Annotated in this window: 15 protein-coding genes; 11 read left to right on the top strand and 4 right to left on the bottom strand. The window is 45.1% G+C overall.

What is annotated here, in order from left to right; all coding sequences use genetic code 11:
• Window positions 1-87: 87 nt before the first annotated feature.
• Window positions 88-2,181 carry a pectate lyase family protein gene (locus tag HPL003_RS08715; protein WP_014279264.1) on the bottom strand — a complete coding sequence of 698 codons (2,094 nt, stop codon included), beginning with the start codon at window positions 2,179-2,181 and terminating at the stop codon, window positions 88-90.
• A gap of 279 nt (window positions 2,182-2,460) precedes the next feature.
• Between HPL003_RS08715 and HPL003_RS08710 the strand changes: the two genes are divergently transcribed.
• Both HPL003_RS08710 and udk read left to right on the top strand, forming a co-directional pair.
• The gene (locus HPL003_RS08710; RefSeq protein WP_014279263.1) at window positions 2,461-2,823 is read left to right on the top strand and encodes a ClbS/DfsB family four-helix bundle protein; all 363 of its coding nucleotides are present in this window, start codon (window positions 2,461-2,463) and stop codon (window positions 2,821-2,823) included.
• Between the two features lie 75 nt (window positions 2,824-2,898).
• Window positions 2,899-3,534: a uridine kinase gene (gene udk / locus HPL003_RS08705; RefSeq protein WP_014279262.1), complete on the top strand. Its 636-nt coding sequence runs from the start codon at window positions 2,899-2,901 to the stop codon at window positions 3,532-3,534.
• An 80-nt stretch (window positions 3,535-3,614) separates the two neighbouring features.
• On the opposite strand, the gene HPL003_RS08700 is transcribed toward udk, so the two are convergent.
• The gene (locus tag HPL003_RS08700; RefSeq protein ID WP_014279261.1) at window positions 3,615-4,205 is read right to left on the bottom strand and encodes a P-loop nucleotide/nucleoside kinase family protein; all 591 of its coding nucleotides are present in this window, start codon (window positions 4,203-4,205) and stop codon (window positions 3,615-3,617) included.
• 358 nt (window positions 4,206-4,563) lie between these two features.
• On the opposite strand from HPL003_RS08700, the gene HPL003_RS08695 reads away from it, so the two are divergent.
• The 9 genes from HPL003_RS08695 (at window position 4,564) to lacZ (ending at window position 17,947) form a co-directional block, all read left to right on the top strand.
• The gene (locus tag HPL003_RS08695; protein ID WP_014279260.1) at window positions 4,564-5,355 is read left to right on the top strand and encodes an IclR family transcriptional regulator; all 792 of its coding nucleotides are present in this window, start codon (window positions 4,564-4,566) and stop codon (window positions 5,353-5,355) included.
• Between the two features lie 9 nt (window positions 5,356-5,364).
• Window positions 5,365-6,018: a bifunctional 2-keto-4-hydroxyglutarate aldolase/2-keto-3-deoxy-6-phosphogluconate aldolase gene (locus HPL003_RS08690; protein WP_238533458.1), complete on the top strand. Its 654-nt coding sequence runs from the start codon at window positions 5,365-5,367 to the stop codon at window positions 6,016-6,018.
• Between the two features lie 262 nt (window positions 6,019-6,280).
• Window positions 6,281-7,600 carry an MFS transporter gene (locus HPL003_RS08685; RefSeq protein WP_014279257.1) on the top strand — a complete coding sequence of 440 codons (1,320 nt, stop codon included), beginning with the start codon at window positions 6,281-6,283 and terminating at the stop codon, window positions 7,598-7,600.
• A 323-nt stretch (window positions 7,601-7,923) separates the two neighbouring features.
• Window positions 7,924-9,483, top strand: coding sequence for a response regulator transcription factor (locus HPL003_RS08680; RefSeq protein ID WP_014279256.1), 1,560 nt, complete (start codon window positions 7,924-7,926; stop codon window positions 9,481-9,483).
• A gap of 38 nt (window positions 9,484-9,521) precedes the next feature.
• Window positions 9,522-11,336, top strand: coding sequence for a sensor histidine kinase (locus HPL003_RS08675; RefSeq protein ID WP_014279255.1), 1,815 nt, complete (start codon window positions 9,522-9,524; stop codon window positions 11,334-11,336).
• A gap of 393 nt (window positions 11,337-11,729) precedes the next feature.
• On the top strand, window positions 11,730-13,019 hold the full coding sequence (locus HPL003_RS08670) for an ABC transporter substrate-binding protein (protein ID WP_014279254.1): 1,290 nt from the start codon (window positions 11,730-11,732) through the stop codon (window positions 13,017-13,019).
• A 102-nt stretch (window positions 13,020-13,121) separates the two neighbouring features.
• A complete protein-coding gene (locus tag HPL003_RS08665; RefSeq protein ID WP_014279253.1) occupies window positions 13,122-14,018 on the top strand; it encodes a carbohydrate ABC transporter permease in 897 nt (298 codons plus the stop codon).
• A complete protein-coding gene (locus HPL003_RS08660; protein WP_043922337.1) occupies window positions 14,015-14,839 on the top strand; it encodes a carbohydrate ABC transporter permease in 825 nt (274 codons plus the stop codon). Before HPL003_RS08665 ends, HPL003_RS08660 begins: the two co-directional genes overlap by 4 nt.
• Window positions 14,840-14,896: 57 nt before the next feature.
• Complete coding sequence (gene lacZ, locus HPL003_RS08655) at window positions 14,897-17,947, top strand: beta-galactosidase, LacZ type (protein WP_014279251.1); 3,051 nt, start codon at window positions 14,897-14,899, stop codon at window positions 17,945-17,947.
• A gap of 852 nt (window positions 17,948-18,799) precedes the next feature.
• Here lacZ and HPL003_RS08645 read toward each other — a convergent pair.
• Together HPL003_RS08645 and licT are read right to left on the bottom strand one after the other, a co-directional pair.
• Window positions 18,800-20,254, bottom strand: coding sequence for a glycoside hydrolase family 1 protein (locus HPL003_RS08645; RefSeq protein WP_014279249.1), 1,455 nt, complete (start codon window positions 20,252-20,254; stop codon window positions 18,800-18,802).
• 15 nt (window positions 20,255-20,269) lie between these two features.
• Window positions 20,270-21,109: a BglG family transcription antiterminator LicT gene (licT, locus tag HPL003_RS08640; protein ID WP_014279248.1), complete on the bottom strand. Its 840-nt coding sequence runs from the start codon at window positions 21,107-21,109 to the stop codon at window positions 20,270-20,272.
• Window positions 21,110-21,128 lie beyond the last annotated feature (19 nt).

Genomic DNA, 21,128 nt, shown 5'->3' with positions numbered 1-21,128 from the left:
CTGAAAATGTATACGAAAAGAAGCAGCCAGGAGCAGAGTATATCTGTCCTGGCCGCTTCTTATTCCAAAGCTATTTTTCCAATATATTTATTCGGAATCTTCCACCGTTTTTGTACCCTTTGAAGCAACTGCCTTGTATACTGTTTTAAGCCAGTTTTCACTCGGCCAGTTCAGCTTGCCTGCACCTGCTCCATCTTTGCCCTGCAATTGAGCAACCAGGTTTTCAGGATTTTCGGCTGTATAGCTGTATGGCAATTTTGTGAATCCATTCCAGGAGAAATCCTTGGCCTTCGCAGGATACGGAGCTAACGGGCTGTTTGCATCGTCGCTGCCCCCTCTAAATACTTTACCGTTGTCAGAGAAGATAACATCTTCTGCTTTGATTTTGCCAGTGTAGTCATCTTTTTTAGGGTCTTTTTGATTATTACGAACTGGAGAAAATACATCAATTAAATATGATTTTTCAAGCAATACCGCGCCATTCTCAGTTGAAATCGCACCATTACCCACGACGTCAAAATGGTATCCTTTGGCAGCAATCGCTTTAGCCATGTCAGAAGTAATTCTGCTCTTGGCTCTAGCCAATCCGGCATCGTCCATAACGATGTTATAGGCATGGGCATTACCAGCACGCAAACGAGGCATACGGTCTTGAATATCCTTGTAGTAGTTATGGTGCAACGTAACTTCCAAATCGGCATTGTCGGCAGCCATTTCAGTAGCACCGATCAGATGCGCTTTCTTTTGTCCTGCTGCGATATCAATGATATCTTCTTTACTCAAGCCTACTGCACTGCTTCTCAAATAAGCGTACATAGGGTAGGAAGATTTGTCTGCTTCCATAGCGTTAACCTGTTGGGTCACCCAGCTATTGGAGCTGCGGTCATCTCCTTTGAACAAGGACCAGGAAATGGTGACTCCGTTACTGCCTTTTTTCACATCTACCAAGCCATCATATGCTTTGTTGAATGTACAATGGTCAATCCATACTTTGGAGCTTTGGCCTTCAACCGTGATATAATCCCAGTCATTTTTGTCATAATTCCCTTTGGTTGCTTCATCCCACTCCCAAAGCTCATCAAATTCGAGGTTACGGAAAATCAAATTAGAGCTTCTTTTGATAACAAAGCCGGCATGTTTGATTTTAGCGCCATTTGCCGAGAAAATCGTGATTCCACTCAAGTTTTCTATATAGATTTTGCTCACACCTGTTTTCTTCAGAACAGGATTTGTCAGCACAGGGTTGTTGGCACTAAAAGGCATCACCTTGGCAGCACTAGGGAGTTCATTCCAGCCGAGGTCGAGATCGTTCATAATCTCAATAACCTTCACTTTAGTACCTTTCTTAAGTGCTTCGTTGAGATCTACAGCGTTGTAAACTTTTTTGTAATTGGCATCGGTTTCCTTAATTTCCCCGCCACCTGGATTACCATAGGAGAAGCCAGCCAAATTAAAGTTATTATTGGAGGTTACGTTTTTATCTACCCCAGGAGTTGGTTTATCTGTACCTGGTGTTGGATTCGCAGGTGTTGTACCTGTATCTGTTTCAGTTGAAGCGCCGGATACGATAACATTATCGAACTGGGCAACCGCCTTGGAGGTTACCAAACCAATGGCTCCCGAAGCAAGGCTGGAATCTGTTGCGGTCAGCTCCAGTTGATCATTGACATACATCTTAATTTCCGAACCGGACAGCTCCAGCTTCACTTTGTACCAGGTATTGGTGTCCAGTTTGTATTTGTTATTGGTAGCCAGTGTCTTCATAGAACCGTTTACCTTTTTGCGAATTTCAAGTGCTCCACCCTTCTTGTTGTATAAAGATGCAGCATAGAAGTTCTTGGAATCTGTGTATCTGCCTGCAACATATACCCGATTGGAGCCATTAAAATCATCTACATATACATCTGCTTGTACGCTATAGTTCGTCCAAGATGCATTACCTTTAACAGAATAGCTTTCGCTTCGACTAGATTGCTGGTATGTAGAGCCATTCCCGTCCGCGACAACGGACCAGTTCCCTGAATCTGCTGTCCAGCCTTGAGCTTCCCCTTGTTCAAAATCATCACTTACCTGTAAATTCCCATCCGCATGTGCATGACCTAGTAACGGTAACGATAAAGACAGAACCATCGTACTGCTCAACATTACACTTGCACATTTTTTCAACAAACTCGACTTCATGTAACAGTCTCCTTTTCAGATAAATTGATAAGACCCAACCAACATAACTAGCGCAATTCACTAATAATTATAGACTTATAAAATAATATTAAAATATGTCGAATTACTTATCTTTTGGTTTAAATTCTCTATTAATTTTGCATCCTTTTTCGTGAATATACCAAATGCCCTTTCATAAAACCACAAAAAACTTTTTTTTGAATAAGCCATAAGGTTGTCATGTTTAAAGTGATACATTTGAAGAGGTGGATATTGAATAGAATCTATAGGAGTGATTAGATGCCCAGCTACCACTACGCTTCCAAAGCCGAGTTAAAAGAAGCGATTCATGCCTCCTACTTACTGTTAGACGGTGAATACAAAGAGGTTGACGAGAACCAAAAGGATATCCGGATATCTGAAGTAGATAAAACACCCACAGAAATCATTGCCTACCAGCTTGGATGGCTTCATCTTGTCATGTCATGGGACAGGGACGAAAAGGAAGGAAAAGACGTCATTATGCCTGCACCGAATTATAAGTGGACAGGCAGTAATCCGAAGTGGCCCATGGCTAGATGGATTCACATCAACTCAGTGGCACCCTTTAAAACATTCAGAGCCAAGATACGAAAATGGAAGAAATACAATGCTCTGCATTGATGAAAAAAAGTGCGTGTTGTGCTACAATACTTGAGTTGTATCGGGATATATTCAGGGAAGGGTAAGTGAAACGCCATGCTTATTATTGGTATTGCCGGCGGTACAGGTTCCGGTAAATCGACGGTAGCACGCGCTGTCGTTGAACGTCTGGGATCAAACAAAGTGACTTTCATATCTCAGGATAACTACTATAAAGACCATTCACATCTGAGCTATGCTGAACGTGCTTTGGTCAATTATGATCATCCGTTTGCCTTTGACAACGAATTGCTTATTGAGCATCTTCATTGTCTGAAAGAAGGACAAGCGACGCAAGCGCCAGTGTATGACTTCACGGTTCATGCGCGTTCTACAGACGAAACGGTAGAGCTTCTGCCGAATCATATTGTCATGCTGGAAGGACTGCACGTACTGTCTGACGAAAAGCTCCGTCAACTGCTCGACATCAAGGTATTTGTCGACACCGATCCGGATGTGCGCATACTTCGCCGGGTACTTCGGGATATTGAGGAACGAGGCCGCACCATCCAGTCGATCCACGATCACTATTTGAGTACGGTCAAGCCTATGCATGAAGCATTTATTGAGCCCTCCAAGAAATACGCGGACCTGATCCTCCCTGAGGGAGGCCATAATGAGGTTGGCATTCAACTGCTATCTATTTTGACTGAAAAATATTTGGCAGGAGATCGGACGTGGGGAACTGCATAAAAGGAGAAAGCGCCCTTTGGAGGAAGCTCACTATGACTTTCACTCCGAGGGGCGCTTCTTTTATTTTCACCAAACCTGAATTACAAAGAGGTTGTTGTCTTTTTGAAGGAAAGTGTATTGTGCAGCCTGTTCTTATCTACTTCAGCAGGGCTATTATCAAAATGCCGGATCTCAATATCTTCCCATAGACACCTTCTGGCACGGATTCCTTCCACAAAAGCATCCCAATGGGCAAATTTCCATTCATCCCGCTCCAATCCACGGGCTTTCATCCTCTCTTTTAATGTGTCAAAATCCACGTCCACCTGTAATACAAGCGGTCTGACATGATGCCAGTCGTATTTTTCTTTTAATTCCCGAATGTAATCTTTGTTAGAAAAATAACCGAGAAACGGTGCATCCAGAACGACGGATCTCCCCAATTGAAGGTTATCATTGGCTAAGTCCAGCAAAGTCTGATATTCAAGCGGCATGATCGTATCGCTATAAAAAGTGTTGCCGTCCCGCTCATGCGGCGAGTATCCTTTGGACTCCAGCAGTAGACCGGTGAACTTATTACAGATGATATCTTTATCCAAATAAGCAAAATGATATTCTGTAGCAATGAGCTTACCTATCGTAGATTTACCTGAACTGGCAGCCCCGATTAAAAATATAGCTGTAGGTTGCATCCGTAATTCCTCCTTATAACCCGCAATCTGTATTTCAGGATTTTTGCACATTTTCATGAATTAAATCCTTAAATGTATACGGTTCCAATTGATAGGGTAGCAACACCCGTACGGTACACATCCAGGAGCTGCTCAAAATCCCACTTTGTTCGCATATACGAACTAAATTCGTAGTATTGAATTTATTTTTTATTTAGATTATAACGTTTTCATAAGAAATTCAATCCCATATCGGAATAAATAAAATATTTTGTAAAGGTTATTGATCTCTCTTGTGGGGCTGTACTATAATAAACCCAAGTTCGAAATAATGAACATGGTTCGCATATACGAACAGTAATTGAATGAAGGAGATTGCATGGAAAATTTTAAGCTGAATAAATCAGCCGAAAGGGTTGTCGATCTTCTGGTCCTGTTATCTAATAGCAGTTCCCCGCTGACACTGAACGAAATTTGCAAGACGCTGGGGTTGCCCAAAAGCAGCGCCTTCGAACTGGTGCAGACATTACTCTATAAAAACTTTATTGAGCTGGATGATCCGCGCCTGAAGACCTATCGTTTGGGCATTGGCGCCTTTGAAACCGGTATAGCTTATTTATCCAATATGGGCATCCCCCATCTGGCCAGACCGCTGTTACAGGAGCTGAACAGACAGACGGGCAGCACTGTTTTTCTGGGAGTCGAGGATAAAGGGCAGATCGTGTATCTGGATAAGGCGGAAAATTACTCTGTTATGAGGCCGACAGCAAAGCTAGGCTCACGAAGATTCATACACACCACAGGAATCGGTAAAGCACTTTTGGCAGCGTTACCAACGGAAAAAATCCAGTTTATTCTGGGAGTAGACGGAGAAATTCCGGCCAAAACACAATACTCAAAGGTAACGTTACAAGAAATTTTGCAGGATATGACGGAAATTCGGACGCGTGGCTACTCCATTGATGACCGGGAAGACAATCTGGAAATGTATTGCATCGGTTCTGCGATATATGACCAATGGAATCAACCGGTGGCAGCGATTAGTGTGGCGAGTATGTACTCTACCATGACACCGGAGCGCGAGGGTATGATCGTCAAGCTAGTCAAGGAAACAGCGCTAAAGCTCTCCAGCCAGTTGGGATACCGTGGTGAAAGTCTGTATAACGATTAGGAGGATAAGATGATGTGGAAGAAGTTCAATAATCTCAAGAAAATAGCGGACACAGGCATTGTGTTGATCATTCGTTTGGACAACGAACAAGAGGCTTTGGCTGTAGCAGAAGCAGCCGTAAAAGGCGGTATTAAGGCGCTGGAAATCACAATGAGTGTGCCGAATGCGCTTCATGTCATTCAAACACTGGCAGAAAAGTATCGTGAAGAAGACGTTCTTGTCGGCGCTGGAACCATATTGGATGCAGAAACGGCAAGAGCGGCTATTCTAGCGGGAGCAGAGCTTCTGGTAAGTCCGCAACTCAACCCCGAAATGATCAAAATGGCCAACCGTTATCAGGCCGTGACCATTAGTGGTGCTTTTACCCCGACGGAAGTATTGGAGACGTTGGAAGCCGGGGCGGACATTGTTAAACTTTTCCCGGCCGAAGGGTTAGGTCCACAATATGTAAAATCGGTTATCGCCCCACTTCCTCAAGCTCCCATCGCCCCTACTGGAGGAGTCACTCCGCAAAATGTGCAGGAATGGTTACAAGCTGGCTGCATCGGAGCTGGCGTAGGAAGCTATATCACCAAGGCTGCGCAAAAAGACGGAGATTACAGTAAAGTTACGGCGGCTGCCAAGGAATTTCTGGAGGCCGTTGCGGCGGCACGTTCCATATAAGATATCGATTGGCTAAGCCTGTATAGACCACATTAGGCAAGATATGCGGCATCACAACGATCAATAGCTGACTTTCGAATTTTCCGGAAAGCTTCGAACCCATCGTTGTGAATCGCCCATATCAACAGAGCTAAGGAATCATCGAAATGAATTTGATGATTAGAGGAAATGTAAACGCATACAATTGTGATTTGAATGACATATTTTTAATTTGGCATCAGCCTTTTTAATAAACAGCCTGGATCAAGGAGCGTGAGCTTTCATGAACAAAATCGGGAATAACCATATAACATCCACAGGAAAACCCAAAAAGGCAGGTCTGCGCTGGGGCATTATTTTGATGCTTCTGCTTGGGGCCGTCGTCAACTATCTGGACCGATCGAATTTAAGTATCGCGAATACGACCATCGCAGCGGAATTTGGACTATCCTCTACACAGATGGGTCTGCTGCTGTCCGCCTTTCTCTGGCCTTATGCTTTGGCTAATCTTCCGGCAGGATGGCTTGTTGACCGCTTCGGTCCAAAGAAAATGTTCACATGGGCTTCTGGACTGTGGTCGGTCGCAACCATTATCAGTGCTTTTGTAAATACCTATTCTCTGCTGTATGCAATGCGTATGCTGCTCGGTGTGTCGGAATCTCCATTCTTCACATCAGGACTTAAAGTGACCGAAAGATGGTTCGCTAAAAGTGAGAGAGGCCTTCCAACCTCTATTATTAATACGGGCTCGCAAATTGCCAATGCTATTGCTCCGCCCCTGCTGACTGTTCTTATGCTGACCATGACTTGGAGAGGCATGTTTATCTTCGTCGGCGCAATGGGTTTGATTATTATGCTGATCTGGCTGAAAGTTTACCGCGATCCGACTTTTGCCGAAAAGCAGGCCATCACTCAAAACGATATGGCTGCAGACGTAGTTCCTGCTGCGGAATCAAATGCGGCACAATCAGAAACACAGGCGCCAACAGCCAAATGGTCTTCTCTTTTCAAGAATTCCAGCACTTGGTTTATGATCATCGGTAATTTCGGTATCATGTTCACAATCTGGGTATACCTGACCTGGTTGCCAAGCTATCTGGAGAAGGAACAGGGCTTCACGCTGAAAGAAACCGGGTGGATTGCATCCATTCCATTTGTTGCAGGCATTATTGGCGTACTGCTTGGTGGTTTTATTTCCGACTATTTCATCCGCAAGGGGGTTGCTCCTGTGACCTCACGTAAGATACCTATTGTTGGTGGTGCCATTTTGGCGGCGACATCTGTAGCGCCGATTCCTTTTATAGACAATACAGTTGTCAGCATTGCACTTCTCTCTGTCGGTTACTTTGCTTCCCAGTTGCCTTCAGGCGTTATTTGGACATTGGCAGCCGATATTGCTCCGGGGGAACAGGTGGCATCCCTGGGCGCCATCCAAAACTTTGGCGGTTTTCTGGGTGCTGCTCTAGCACCAATTGCAACCGGATACATTTTGGATACAACCGGAAGCTTTAATAATGTATTTTTACTGGGAGCATCCTTGCTTGTTATGGGAGCGATTTCATACGGGGTATTCCTGAAAAAACCGATTACTCGAACTACGTAAACGATGAACGATGCATGAGCAACGGATAGATTGAGCCTATTAATAGAAAGAAACGGAAAAGCAAACCTGCTTTTCCGTTTCTTTTTTCCATATATACGGCTTATTCTCCATATAATATTCAATGGCCCGGCAACCGATATGAAAAGAAGGGCTTAATTTGAGATATCTTTGGATTACACCTGTAGTTTATGTTAGCATGTAAGGATTAAATACTTTATATTTGAGTCAACTTGGAAGCGTTATCAATTATGTGCCTCAAATGATGTGACGTCCGCCTTATGGAGGTCTTTTTTTGAATAGGTATAATTACGGAGAGTGCTGCCATGAAAGAGCTATGCAATATTTTGATAGTAGATGATGAGATATTGGTACGACAAGGGATCAAGCATCATTTATCGTGGGAACAGTATGGATTTCGCATTGTAGGCGAGGCTTCTAATGGAAAAGAAGCGTTAGAGCTGATTGAAACTTTGCGCCCGCATATTGTCATTACGGATATCGTGATGCCTATCATGGATGGCGAGGAACTGACGCGTATTGTCAGACAGAGCTATCCTGATATTGAGGTCATTGTGCTCAGTAGCTACGGCGAGTTTAATTACGTGCGATCCACCTTCCAGCAAGGTGTTGCTGACTATATTTTGAAGCCCAAGCTGGACACGGATGAGCTGCTGCAAGTGCTCCAGAGAACGGCCCGCAAAATTCCGTCTATTCAGTATCAGGCAGATGCCGGGGATAATCGAATTACGATGGATCATGTGATAGAAAAGCTCATTTCCGGCTATAGCATCGACTATGATATGGAACTGCTGAAACAGGATTTTCCGTATGCTCGTTTTGCACTCATAGGCGTCGAACAGGCGGAACCACAGGGGAAAGGCCTCTCCCTCCCTGCCTCGGACCTATTTTCCAAGCTCACCGATCGAGTGACAACTGCCTGTGAACAATTGGTGTTGCGGCAACTGCCGTCTGCTGCAAATGCGGCTGTTTTTTTAGCCAATCTTGATCCGCGTGAATTACACTCCTGGATGGCTGCGGTCAGGGAAGTAGCTCAGGAGTCGAAGCAAGTCGAGCCACAGACGGGCTGGGGGGTCAGCCGTCTATTTGATGATTTTAATCAGATTAGCGAGGTCTATCAGGAGGAACTGCCAAAGCTGCTCAGCTATCGCTTTTACTTTCCGGGAACTGCGCTCCTGATGGAAGACGAACTTCCCAAGCCTGTTCAGGTGAACAGCTCGTTTAACTTAAAGCAGTTCACAGAAGAGATGAAGCGCGAGCATTTTGAAACGGCCTTTCAGGACTTAAGATCTTATGTAGCTGCCATGTCCGGCAACTATACGTCCACCGCTTTTGAATTCAAATCGCTTCTTGGAAACATCGTGTTTAACATTACCATTTTGCTCGGGAATCAGGGGTATGATATGAAAGAGCTGGATGCGACAAAATACTCCTATTTCAAAGCCATAAATGATGCACCTCATGTCCATGAAGCTGTGCGATTGCTGGAGACCTTTTTAGAGGAAGCGAACATGCAGATTTTGGCTAATACGCAGCAAGGAAGCAGTGCGAGCATGAAGAAGCTGCTGGAATATATCGAGGAGCATCACGCTGAGACGCTCAATTTGACGACACTCGGTCAATATTTTCATTTTAATCCCTCGTATTTGTCGAGCTATTTTACAGCGCATCATACAGAGGGCTTCAGCGAGTATTTGAACAAAATTCGGGTTGAAAAGGCTGCGGAGCTACTGCGGTCGGGTACGATGTCCATTTCGGAGATTAGCAGCGCCGTCGGCTATTCGGACCCCAGCTATTTTACCAAAGTGTTCAAAAAGGTAACGGCTTACTCCCCCAGTCAATACCGCCGGGAGCATCTCCATTAGAGAGCAAGCGCATATTTGCAGCAGAAAAGAGATTGAGTATGAAAAGGTATATGCATAAAATTAAATATCAAGGTCTGTTCTTTAAAATATTTGTCGTTATGGTGGTCAGCATCACCGCGGTGTCCTTGCTGACCTCTTTGGTGACGATTCGAATGTCTGAACGACTCTTTGCCGAGACATTCAGTATTACGAATGCCAAGGTACTCAGCCAGATTCAATCCAGCTTTGAGTCCTTCAATGACTCGATTGTGAATGCCGTAACCCATGCTTCGGAAAACGGGACGGTCAAAAACTACCTGACAGGCGGCCAATCCGATTCCATTAACTCGGCACGCATCTACTTCGGTATGGCACAACAAATGAAGCAGATTAAATCAAATGTCGACGCCTATGATGTCAGTGTCGCCATAACGGGCATGAACGGCCGAAGCTTCTATTCCGACTCGTCCTACTGGCCGGTAACTGCGGAGGAGCTCAGGAACAGTTTAGTTACAGCCCGAAGCGCGGCACAGCCGACACGGCTTATGTATCAGTTGGATACTGATCTGCTTCGTCAGCAAATGAATAATACTGGACATAAACCCACACCCTATATTATCGCCTCCAAGGCATTTATGGAGCGGACTAGCGGTACGTTGTATGGCATGATCTACATTGCCATTCGCGAGCCCGAATTCCGCCGCTTCTATAACAACTTCACAAGCAACGGCAATGATGTACTTATTTTGGACAAATCGGGGCTCATTGTGTCGAGCAACCGTCAGGACTTGATCGGGCAACACTCCCGTGAGCTGCTGGGCTATGCGACAAAAATCAATGAGCAAGGGCTAAATTACATTAATGCAAACGTGATGAACAAGGAAAGTATCCTCCTTTCCAACTATATTCCTTCGTATGATTTTTACCTGGTTAACATGATCGACAGGCAAACCGCAATTGGGCAAATTATTGACGTTAAATCTGTTGTATTGATCTGCATTGGCATCGTGCTGATTGCTTTGTTGATCGTTTTTCTGATCTCCCGGCGTTTGATTCGTTCTTTGACTCGGCTGGTTAAGCAAATGTCGACGGTCCGCGAGAAAAATTTTGATAACTATCTCCCGGTAACGGGCAGCTATGAGGTCAGACAGTTGAGTCATGCCTACAATTACATGCTGGATGAGCTGAATGACTATATTCGTAAGCTGCTGGAGACGCAAAAAGGACAACGGAATGCAGAGCTGGCTGCACTGCAACGGCAGATCAATCCACATTTTCTGTACAATACACTGGCTTCGATCAAAATGCTGGTGCTCAAAGGAAACAAGGAAACCGCCGCCGAGACGATCAATGCGCTCATTTCCCTACTGCAAAATACAATCAGCAATGTGAGCGAAACGATCACCATCGAGCAAGAAATGGCCAACATGCAAAATTATGTGTTCATTAACCATGTTCGCTACGGGCAGCGGGTACAGGTGAATTATTTTGTATCGCCGGATTGTCTGGAGTACCATGTGCCCAAGCTAATTATTCAGCCTTTTATCGAAAATTCTTTTTTCCATGCATTTAATGAGAAAACTGCGGGTCACATCTATATACTGGTGTCCAAAACGGACGATACATTGATCTGTGAGGTGGTCGACGATGGGGACGGTATGGATTTGGACGGGCATACAGCAAAGGATGGACTACCCAATCCTAAGAGCAAGCGCCAACTGTTTACTGGCATCGGCGTCCAGAATGTACACAACCGCATTACCCTTCTATATGGAGAAGAGTATGGCGTGACCATCTCCAGCAAAAAAGGCGAGGGCACCAAAGTGAAATTGACACTGCCATTGATCGTAAAACCCGCCCCTCCTATCTCATAAAAAATATAGGCTGAACTTAAGACAAAGAAGGTGGAACAAGAACGGAGTGGGCGGAATGGTGCTGTACAAGCGTAGCGGTCGCCTTTGTATCCGGATTTCAACCTTATATAATTTGAATAAAGAAATCTGGATACAACAGCGATGGGAAGCACCATCCGACCGCGTAGTGGCACGCCATCTAATTTCAAACTCAGCCTATAAAAAGTACCTAAATCCAAAAAAAGAACAAATGTAAGCGGTGCCTTTTTTGATAAATCATAATAATAAGACAAATCCGTATAAAGATATTCCTAACTGCCCGCAAAGCAAGGATGATAAACTAGATTCATAAACAAGGTAACCGCTTTCAATACGTTTCAAATGATTATAAAAAAAGAGTAGGGGTTGAACGAAATGAAAAAAATGACTTTCCTTCTGCTGATCGCAAGCTTGATCTTGCTATCTGCATGTTCCAGCAATTCCGAGAAAGCCGCGACCACCACGGATTCGGGCAAGAAAGAAATTACGGTCTGGGCTTGGGACCCGAACTTCAATATCGCGGCCCTGAAGCTGGCAAAAGATCGCTACGTTGCCAAACATCCTGATGTAAACGTAAACATTGTTGAATATGCTCAAAATGATATCGTGCAAAAAATGAATGCCGGTCTCAACTCCGGTTCTACCAAAGGATTGCCTAACGTGGTTCTGATCGAGGATTACCGGGCACAAAACTTCCTGCAAGCCTATCCTGATTCCTTCCATGATATGAGCAGCTCGATCAAAGCATCCGACTTCGCCGATTATAAAATCGGACCGACCAGCTACAACGGCAAGCAATACGGTGTTCCATTCGACTCCGGTGTTATGGGTCTGTATGTAAGAACGGATTATTTGGAACAAGCTGGCTACAAAGTAGCTGACCTGACCAACATTGATTGGGACAAATTCATTGAAATCGGTAAAGCCGTAAAACAAAAAACAGGTAAAGACATGTTGACTCAAGATCCAAACGACCTCGGTCTGATCCGTGGTATGATCCAATCCGCAGGTTCATGGTACCTGAAAGAAGACGGTAAAACACCAAATCTGGCAGGTAATACAGCTCTGAAAGAAGCGCTCTTGACCTACAAATCCTTGTTCGATGCGAACATTGTTAAAATGAATGCCGACTGGAGTCAATTCCTGGCAGCCTTCAATAGCGGTGCAGTTGCTTCCGTACCAACAGGTAACTGGATTACGCCTTCAATCAAGGCAGAAGCTTCGCAATCGGGTAAATGGGCCGTTGTTCCCTTCCCTAAATTAAAAAATGTACCTGAATCTGTGAATGCTTCCAGCCTCGGCGGCAGCTCCTGGTATGTCCTCAACTCGGATGGTCAAGATACCGCTGCTGATTTCCTGAAAGAAACATTCGGTTCAGATCCAGAGCTGTATCAAGATATGCTGAGCAAAATCGGAATTGTCGGTTCATTAAACGCAGCTTCCAGCGGTAAAGCTTATGACGAGGCAGATCCGTACTTCGGTGGCGACAAAGTCTTCAAGAAATTCGCAGAATGGACCAAACAAGTTCCAAAAGTCAATTATGGCCTGCACACTTATGCCATTGAGGACATCATGACCGTTGAAATTCAAAACTACCTGAACGGCAAAGATGTAGACGCAGTTCTGAAAGATGCTCAAGGACAAGCAGAAGCACAGCTTAAATAAGACAGTCCATCTAGCCAAGGCTAAACAATAAAACGATAAGCACTTAAAACCTTGGGCTTGCGAGTTCAAGGTTTTAATGCTGCATAGGGAGTTGATATGGTTATGAAGACAGCCGCACCCAAAATGACTACAACACGTCTCAAAGCAGGTATGACAGGATGGTTGTTCATATCCATCGCAGTGATCATGATTGCAGCCTTTTATTTCTACCCGATGATTCAGGCGCTTATCTTGTCCTTTAAGACGGGTACAGGGTCTAATCTCACCTTCAACGGCATTGATAACTACAAGCGTCTGTTCACCGATAAAATGTTTATAACCGCTGTGAAGAATACATTTATCTATTTAATTTTCCAGGTGCCATTGATGGTGATTCTGGCTCTGTTCATTTCGGTATTGCTAAATGATAAAAATCTGAAATTCAAGGGCTTTTTCCGCACAGCCATCTTCTTGCCTTGTATTACATCGCTGGTAGCCTATTCCGTTGTGTTCAAGTATTTGTTTTCGGCTGACGGTCTGGTAAACTCCTTATTGCTGAATCTGCACGTGATTGGCACGCCGATCCAATGGATTACAGACCCCTTCTGGGCCAAAGTTACGATTATCATCGCGATCACATGGCGCTGGACCGGCTATAATATGATCTTTTACTTGTCCGGTCTCCAGAATATTGACAGCTCCATCTATGAAGCAGCCCGTATTGACGGTGCTTCCCCTATTCGACAGTTTTTCAACATTACAGTTCCACTGCTTAAGCCGATTATCCTGTTCACCTCGATTACATCGACCATTGGTACACTCCAGCTCTTTGATGAAATCATGAATATTACCAAGGGTGGACCGGGGAACGCGACATCTTCTATTTCGCAATATATCTACAACCTGTCCTTCAAGTATTCATCCGACTTTGGTTATGCGGCGACCGTATCCTACTCCATCGTCATTATGATCATTATCTTGTCGATCATCCAGTTCAAAGTGGCAGGTGAGAAAAAATGATGAAAACGAAAAGATTATTTACGTATGCCTTTCTGATCATTGTGTCGTTCGTTTCGATTTTCCCGTTCCTCTGGATGCTATCCAGCTCCACGAACCTGTCGGTCGATGTGACGAAGGGCAAGCTCCTGCCCGGCTCTCATCTAATGGATAACATGCACAATCTGCTCGAAAAAGTAGACATCGTTACCGCACTAAGTAATTCTGCAAAAGTCTCAATCTCAACTACGCTGCTGGCTATGCTGATTGCATCACTGGCCGGCTATGGCTTTGAAATTTACAGAAGTAAAGCCAAAGACGTTGTTTTCAATATCCTGCTGATGTCGATGATGATTCCGTTTGCGGCGATCATGATCCCGCTTTACCGGATGTTCGGCAGTATCTCCAATGTGATACCTTGGATCGGTATTGATACACTTTCGTCTGTCGTCATTCCAACGGTGACTACGGCGTTCCTGATCTTCTTTTTCCGTCAAAGTACCAAGATGTTTCCGAAGGACTTGCTGGAAGCCGGTCGTATGGACGGATTGTCCGAGCTGGGTCTGTTCTTCCGGGTGTATATGCCTACGATGAAAACAACCTATGCCGCTGCCGCGATCATCACGTTCATGTCGAGCTGGAATAACTATCTCTGGCCTCTGATCGTGTTGCAAACGCCGGAAAATCAAACGATTCCGTTGTTGATTTCGAACCTCGGCTCCAGCTATGCACCAGATTACGGCGTGATTATGATCGCTATCGTCCTGTCCACGTTGCCGACTGCACTGGTATTCTTCCTGATGCAGAAGCACTTTGTAGCGGGCATGGTTGGCTCGGTAAAATAACAGATTACTGCGTAATATCTTCATTTCATTTTAATCTAAAAATAAGGAGTGTTCGCCTTGACCATCCATACCCCTAGTCTGGACTGGCTGACTGACGTAACCAAATTTGCTGTCCATCGGCTACCCGCCTATTCCGATCACAAATATTACGCTACGCTTCAGGAAGCGGAGCGTCATGCCGATATGGCTTGGCGTCATAGCCTGAACGGTAGCTGGAAGTTCAACTATGCAACGAACCCATCCAGCCGTCCGGTGGAGTTCCATGCTCCTGATTTCGAATACGGCGGCTGGAGCGACATTCAGGTACCGGGTCATATTCAGACGCAAGGCTTCGGCCAAATGCAGTACGTGAATACGATGTATCCGTGGGACGGACATTCGGACGTTCGCCCACCCCATATTCCAGAAGATCACAACCCGGTCGGGAGCTATATCAAAAGCTTTGTTTTGCCGGAAAATATGACTTCTGACGGTCAGCCTGTGTTCATTTCTTTTCAGGGCGTCGAGTCGGCTTTCTATGTGTGGTTGAATGGGCAATTTGTCGGGTACAGCGAGGATAGCTTTACACCGTCCGATTTTGAACTGACACCGTTCCTGCAAGCAGGCGAAAACAAGCTGGCGGTTGAGGTATATCAGAGAAGTACAGGAGCATGGCTGGAGGATCAGGATTTCTGGCGTTTTTCCGGTATCTTCAGAGACGTATATCTGTACACCATCCCATCTGTTCACGTACGTGATCTGCATGCCAAAGCCGATCTAGACGCCTCGTACACGCAGGGCCTTCTGGAGCTGGAGCTGACCTTGGAAAAGGCAGTAGCAGCCTATGCAGCCGTCGATGTCAAAGATGCCGCGGGCCAGATTGTAGCTTCTCTGAAGGCGGATTTTACAGATGGCAAGGCTTCGCTGTCGGCAACACTGAATCAAGTCCAGCGCTGGAGCGCCGAAAAGCCTTACTTGTACACGTTGTTCATCCAAATTCACAAGCCGGACGGGACACTGGTGGAGGTCATTCCGCAGAAGATCGGCTTCCGCAAATTCGAGCTGATCAACAAGGTGATGCATCTGAACGGCAAGCGTATCGTCTTCAAGGGCGTAAACCGCCATGAATTCAACGCCCGCACTGGACGTGCGATTTCTCGTGAAGATATGCTATGGGATATTCGCACGCTCAAGCAAAACAATATGAACGCTGTTCGCACCTCTCACTATCCGAATCAGACCCTGTGGTATGAGCTGTGTGATGAGTACGGGGTGTATGTGATCGACGAAATGAACCTGGAAACACACGGCTCCTGGCAAAAGCTTGGCGCAGTCGAGCCTTCATGGAATATTCCAGCCAATCTTCCTGAGTGGCAGGATATCGTGATGGATCGCGCCATTTCCATGCTGGAACGGGATAAAAACCATCCGTCCATTCTGATCTGGTCCTGCGGCAATGAGTCCTATGCAGGTGAAGTGCTACGCAATGTAGCCAACTATTTCCGAGCCACCGATCCGAGCCGTCTGGTGCACTACGAAGGCGTATTCCACAACCGCACCTATGATGATGCCAGCGATATGGAGAGCCGGATGTACGCCAAACCCGCAGATATCGAGCAGTATTTGAACGACAATCCGCAAAAGCCGTATATCAGTTGCGAATACATGCATGCGATGGGTAATTCTGTAGGCGGTATTCACAAGTATACAGAGCTGGAGAACAAATACGAGCTGTATCAGGGCGGTTTTATTTGGGATTACATTGATCAGGCTGTCATGAAAAAAGATCGCTATGGACGCGAGTACCTCGCGATCGGCGGCGACTTTGACGACCGGCCCACAGACTATGGCTTCTGTACGGACGGAATTGTCTATGCGGACCGGAAGGTTTCACCGAAGATGCAGGAGGTCAAATTCCTGTACCAAAATCTGAAGCTGACCCCGGATCGCAACGGTGTGACGATTCGCAATGAAAATCTGTTCGAGGGAACGGATGACTACGAGCTGGTATACAGCCTGCTTCATGAAGGCCACGAAATCTCACGGAATGTGACTCGTGTGGATGTAGCGGCACAGACAGAAGCTCATATTCCGTTGACGCTGGTAGATACGGTTGGAGTAGACGCGCCTGGTGAATATGTTATTCACACGTCTCTGGTCTTGAAAGAAGCTACGCTCTGGGCGGAGGCTGGATATGAAGTAGCCTTCGGACAGCATATTTTCATCGTGGAAGATCCAAATCCGCTGAAGATCCCTACGGGCGGTGCTTTACGAGTGGTGCATGGCGATGTTAACATTGGCGTTCACGGTGCAGATTTCAGCATGATGTTCTCCAAAGGAGCAGGCAGCCTGACTTCACTTCGCTACGCCGGACGCGAGATGATTGCTACGCCTCCTGCCCCATTGTTCTGGCGTGCGACCACAGACAATGATCGGGGAACCGCACTGGGCTTTGAAGCCGGTGGCTGGTTCGCTGCAAGCCTGACGCGTAAATGTGTGGGGATTGAAGTCACGGAGGAGCAAACTGATGGCGTAACCGTTACGTTCCGCTATACACTAAGCATTCATGCAGACGTACAGGTAACCGTAGCCTACACCGTCTTCGCAGAAGGCAGTCTGAACGTAAAATCGACTTATGAAGGTGTATCGGGGCTGCCTAACCTACCGATCTTTGCCCTTTCGTTCAAGGTTCCGGCGGACTACCGCCATCTGGACTGGTACGCGATGGGACCGGAGGAGAATTACATCGACCGGGCCTTCGGCGCAAGACTTGGCGTATTCCGTAACGAAGCTGCGGATAACGTATCCGGGTATGTCGTACCGCAGGAATCCGGCAACCGTACAGGCGTGCGCCGTGTCGATATTACCGACGATTCTCAGCGAGGTATTCGCATTACTGCACCTGCAACCGCGCCTGTGGAATGCAACATTTCACCGTACACAGCGTTTGAGCTGGAAAGTGCATACCATTTGTATGAGCTGCCCAACGTGTATTACACCGTTGTCACCGTAGCTGGCAAGCAAATGGGCGTAGGCGGCGACGATAGCTGGGGAGCACCGGTACATGAAGAATACCAAATTGCAGCTGATCAAAAGCTAGAATTCGAATTTACCGTGCAACGAGTATAAATAAGCACGTTCACCGTATAGACAAGTAGATACAACAAAAGCCCTTCCACAGCTTCCCTCATGAGAAGCTAAAGCTGGAAGGGCTTTTGTATTTTATCATTCCAATCATACTGTCAGCAGAAAATAAAGTCCTAGATTGTCATTGTTCTATTGAACTAACATTTCCCGATAGCGTAATTACAGCTAGTTTATTAATTCACCAACTTTTCTCCGGTTTCGTTTAAACGCCCATTTACATTCGTGGTGTCGGAGGGTTCCAACCAAGCAAACTATCAGAATCATAGCGGGAAGGAAATGCATATGATAATGTGACAAATCATTAAATTTACCACCATTTTGAATGATGGTTATCCCATCAGGATGGAATTGTGTTACTATCAATCTTTTTTAGCATTATAGATGCCTTCATATTCTCGTTGGCAGTAATTTCGTCCAAATCATCGACTTCGTGGTAATGTTTTTTAGGAAGTATGAGAACATGCCCTCATTTAATGGTGCGATATCCAGAATGCAAGTAACGTAATTGTTCTTATAAACAGTGTTCGTCTCAATTATATTATTTGCAAGTTGACACCTTAAACACATACTATTTGGCATTTTTACTCCCCCACGTTTCATAATAACCACTCCTATATCGGTCATTAATTCTAACCCTCCTACCCGTTGGTTTAATGAAAAAGGAGCAGCTGCCAAATGGCATACTACTCCTTAATGTTTAGTTAACGTTTCCCGTTAGCGTAATGAATTAATGAGAAGAAGACTGATCGGTAATTAGGAATATGCTCTTCTCCTTCGACAACAAGGTTGTTAAGAAAAAAGGTGAACCGTAGTTCACCCTTCTGCCATTTAAGTTTATAGTCCATTGTTGGAAATCAGATTCTTATACCAGAAGAAGCTTTCCTTCCTTTTTCGCTCCAAAGTGCCATTCCCGTCATTATCTTGATCTACATAGATCAGACCGTAACGTTTTTCCATTTCAGAAGATGAATAGCTGATCAGGTCGATGATTCCCCACACGGTATAGCCCATGATTTCAACTCCATCCAACAAAGCTTCATGCATTTGTTCGATATGAGAACGCAAGTATTCAATGCGATAATGATCACTGATTGTACCATCTTCTTCAACTGTATCGTAAGCACCCAGTCCATTTTCTACAATAAACAAAGGAATTTGGTAACGACTGTACAGATTGTTAAGCGCCAGTCTCAAACCAATAGGGTCAATCTGCCATCCCCAATCACTGACAGGCAGGTAGGGGTTCTTAACGCCTCCCATCGTGTTGCCGCTCACCGTTTCCAGTCCCTCACTATCCGCACTGGCCACAAACGAATTATAATAGCTGAACGATATGAAGTCGGCCGTATACTCTTTCAGCAACTCGCTGTCGCCTTCAACTTTTTCAATAACAATGCCCTGCTCTTTAAAATATCTCTCGATGTAACCTGGATAAGCGCCGCGTACCTGAACATCGGTAAAGAACAGATTGAATTGATTATTTTTATGAGCAGCCAATACGTCAAGCGGATTGCACGTATGAGGATAGTGCAGCAAACTTGTCAGCATACAACCTATTTGGGCATCCGGAATGATCTCATGACAAAGCTTTACAGCATAAGCACTCGCAACAAATTGATGATGAAGCGATTGGTAAACTGCCCGCTCTACATTCTCGAAGCGATCCGGAACAATTCCACCATTAGTAAATGGATGGCGAACGATGCCGTCAATTTCATTAAAAGTAATCCAATACTTGACTTTATCTCTATATCGGTTGAAGACCGTTGTGCAGAAGCGTACAAAGAAATCGACAACTTCTCTGGATGTCCATCCCCCATAATGATCGACAAGATACATCGGCATCTCATAGTGAGACAAAGTAACCAGGGGCTCAATGCCATTTTTAATCATCTCATCAAAGAGGCGATCGTAGAAAAGCAAACCTTCTTCGTTTGGATTTGTTTCATTCCCATTTGGGAAAATCCGAGTCCACGCAATGGAAGTTCGTAACGTTTTGATTCCCATCTCACCCATTAATGCCAAGTCCTCTGGATAGCGATGATAAAAGCCAATTCCTCTTCGTTTGGGATAATTCACTGTAGATTGATCCTGAAGGGCCGCTTTCAGCTGCTCCGAGCTCACAGCGTTTTGCTTTTTGTAGTCACCTTTACTTATATTTTTCTTATTCATAGCCAGATCGGCGGTAGAAATGCCTTTTCCTGCAACGTTCCAGGCACCTTCAGCCTGATTCGCTGCAATCGCTCCGCCCCATAAAAATCCTTCTGAAAAAGTTCTGGTTGTATTCATGAAATCATCCTCCTGTTAATCCGTTCTATCCATCACACGGCTAATGTGAATGATGAGGTATAATCTCTCCTCGTTGGACATAAATCGTTCAAATTTGGCACCAATATAATTGTTGATCTTCGAAACACAGTTGCTCTCCTCCGGATATTTGCTGGAGATTCGTTCAAGCAATTCATCGTCCTTGGATTCGAGCATCGTGTTCTCCAATAATCGCTGAACAAAAAACTGTAGATGAGTCAAAAAGCGTGAATAGTTAATGCTTAACGTGTCCAGTTCAATCCCGTAATGAATGCGAATGATGTTAAGAATATCTTTCACGGTGTTGGTCATAATCATAACCTGACTCATGTTCTGATCGGTTTGTTGCGCATTGACCAGATGGAAGGCGATATTGGCTGCCTCCTCTTCTGGCAAATCCAGTCCAATTCTATCTTTTATAAACGTCAATGCCTGCTTCCCAATGAGAAATTCTTGAGGGTAAAACTTTTGAACCTCCCATAACATTCGATTTTGTATCGTAATGTTGGATTTGAATCGCTTGGCTGCCATATGAAGATGGTCTGTTAAAGAAAAGTATAGATTTTCACTGAGATCCCTTGATAATAGTTGTTTTGCATAGGATATGATTTCGTCTGCCAATATTAAATACTCTTTTGGCGTTTCTTTCATCAGAGCCGTCATATCCGAGGACATGCCTTCATTCTCAACGACATATACCTTCTCAATCTCATTTTCGTCAATGATGTCCCCGGGTCTGCTTCTGAATCCGATTCCCTTGCCCATCGCGATAACCTCTTTATTGTCATTACGCTTGGCCAGAACAATACTTGTATTGAGAACCTTAACTACTCTCATATCCATACTCCTCTATTTT

Origin of the sequence: Paenibacillus terrae HPL-003 (assembly GCF_000235585.1) — a bacterium.
In the GTDB taxonomy this organism is placed as follows: Bacteria; Bacillota; Bacilli; order Paenibacillales; family Paenibacillaceae; genus Paenibacillus; species Paenibacillus terrae_B.
The sequence above is the reverse complement of the archived record's forward strand: the minus strand, read 5'-3'. Positions and strand labels throughout refer to the sequence as shown.

What these genes read in the sequence shown, in the direction of transcription:
- HPL003_RS08715 (WP_014279264.1), bottom strand. Translation starts at nt 2,181, where the DNA reads ATGAAGTCGAGTTTGTTGAAAAAATGTGCAAGTGTAATGTTGAGCAGT.
- HPL003_RS08710 (WP_014279263.1), top strand. Translation starts at nt 2,461, where the DNA reads ATGCCCAGCTACCACTACGCTTCCAAAGCCGAGTTAAAAGAAGCGATT.
- udk (WP_014279262.1), top strand. Translation starts at nt 2,899, where the DNA reads ATGCTTATTATTGGTATTGCCGGCGGTACAGGTTCCGGTAAATCGACG.
- HPL003_RS08700 (WP_014279261.1), bottom strand. Translation starts at nt 4,205, where the DNA reads ATGCAACCTACAGCTATATTTTTAATCGGGGCTGCCAGTTCAGGTAAA.
- HPL003_RS08695 (WP_014279260.1), top strand. Translation starts at nt 4,564, where the DNA reads ATGGAAAATTTTAAGCTGAATAAATCAGCCGAAAGGGTTGTCGATCTT.
- HPL003_RS08690 (WP_238533458.1), top strand. Translation starts at nt 5,365, where the DNA reads ATGATGTGGAAGAAGTTCAATAATCTCAAGAAAATAGCGGACACAGGC.
- HPL003_RS08685 (WP_014279257.1), top strand. Translation starts at nt 6,281, where the DNA reads ATGAACAAAATCGGGAATAACCATATAACATCCACAGGAAAACCCAAA.
- HPL003_RS08680 (WP_014279256.1), top strand. Translation starts at nt 7,924, where the DNA reads ATGAAAGAGCTATGCAATATTTTGATAGTAGATGATGAGATATTGGTA.
- HPL003_RS08675 (WP_014279255.1), top strand. Translation starts at nt 9,522, where the DNA reads ATGAAAAGGTATATGCATAAAATTAAATATCAAGGTCTGTTCTTTAAA.
- HPL003_RS08670 (WP_014279254.1), top strand. Translation starts at nt 11,730, where the DNA reads ATGAAAAAAATGACTTTCCTTCTGCTGATCGCAAGCTTGATCTTGCTA.
- HPL003_RS08665 (WP_014279253.1), top strand. Translation starts at nt 13,122, where the DNA reads ATGAAGACAGCCGCACCCAAAATGACTACAACACGTCTCAAAGCAGGT.
- HPL003_RS08660 (WP_043922337.1), top strand. Translation starts at nt 14,015, where the DNA reads ATGATGAAAACGAAAAGATTATTTACGTATGCCTTTCTGATCATTGTG.
- HPL003_RS08645 (WP_014279249.1), bottom strand. Translation starts at nt 20,254, where the DNA reads ATGAATACAACCAGAACTTTTTCAGAAGGATTTTTATGGGGCGGAGCG.
- licT (WP_014279248.1), bottom strand. Translation starts at nt 21,109, where the DNA reads ATGAGAGTAGTTAAGGTTCTCAATACAAGTATTGTTCTGGCCAAGCGT.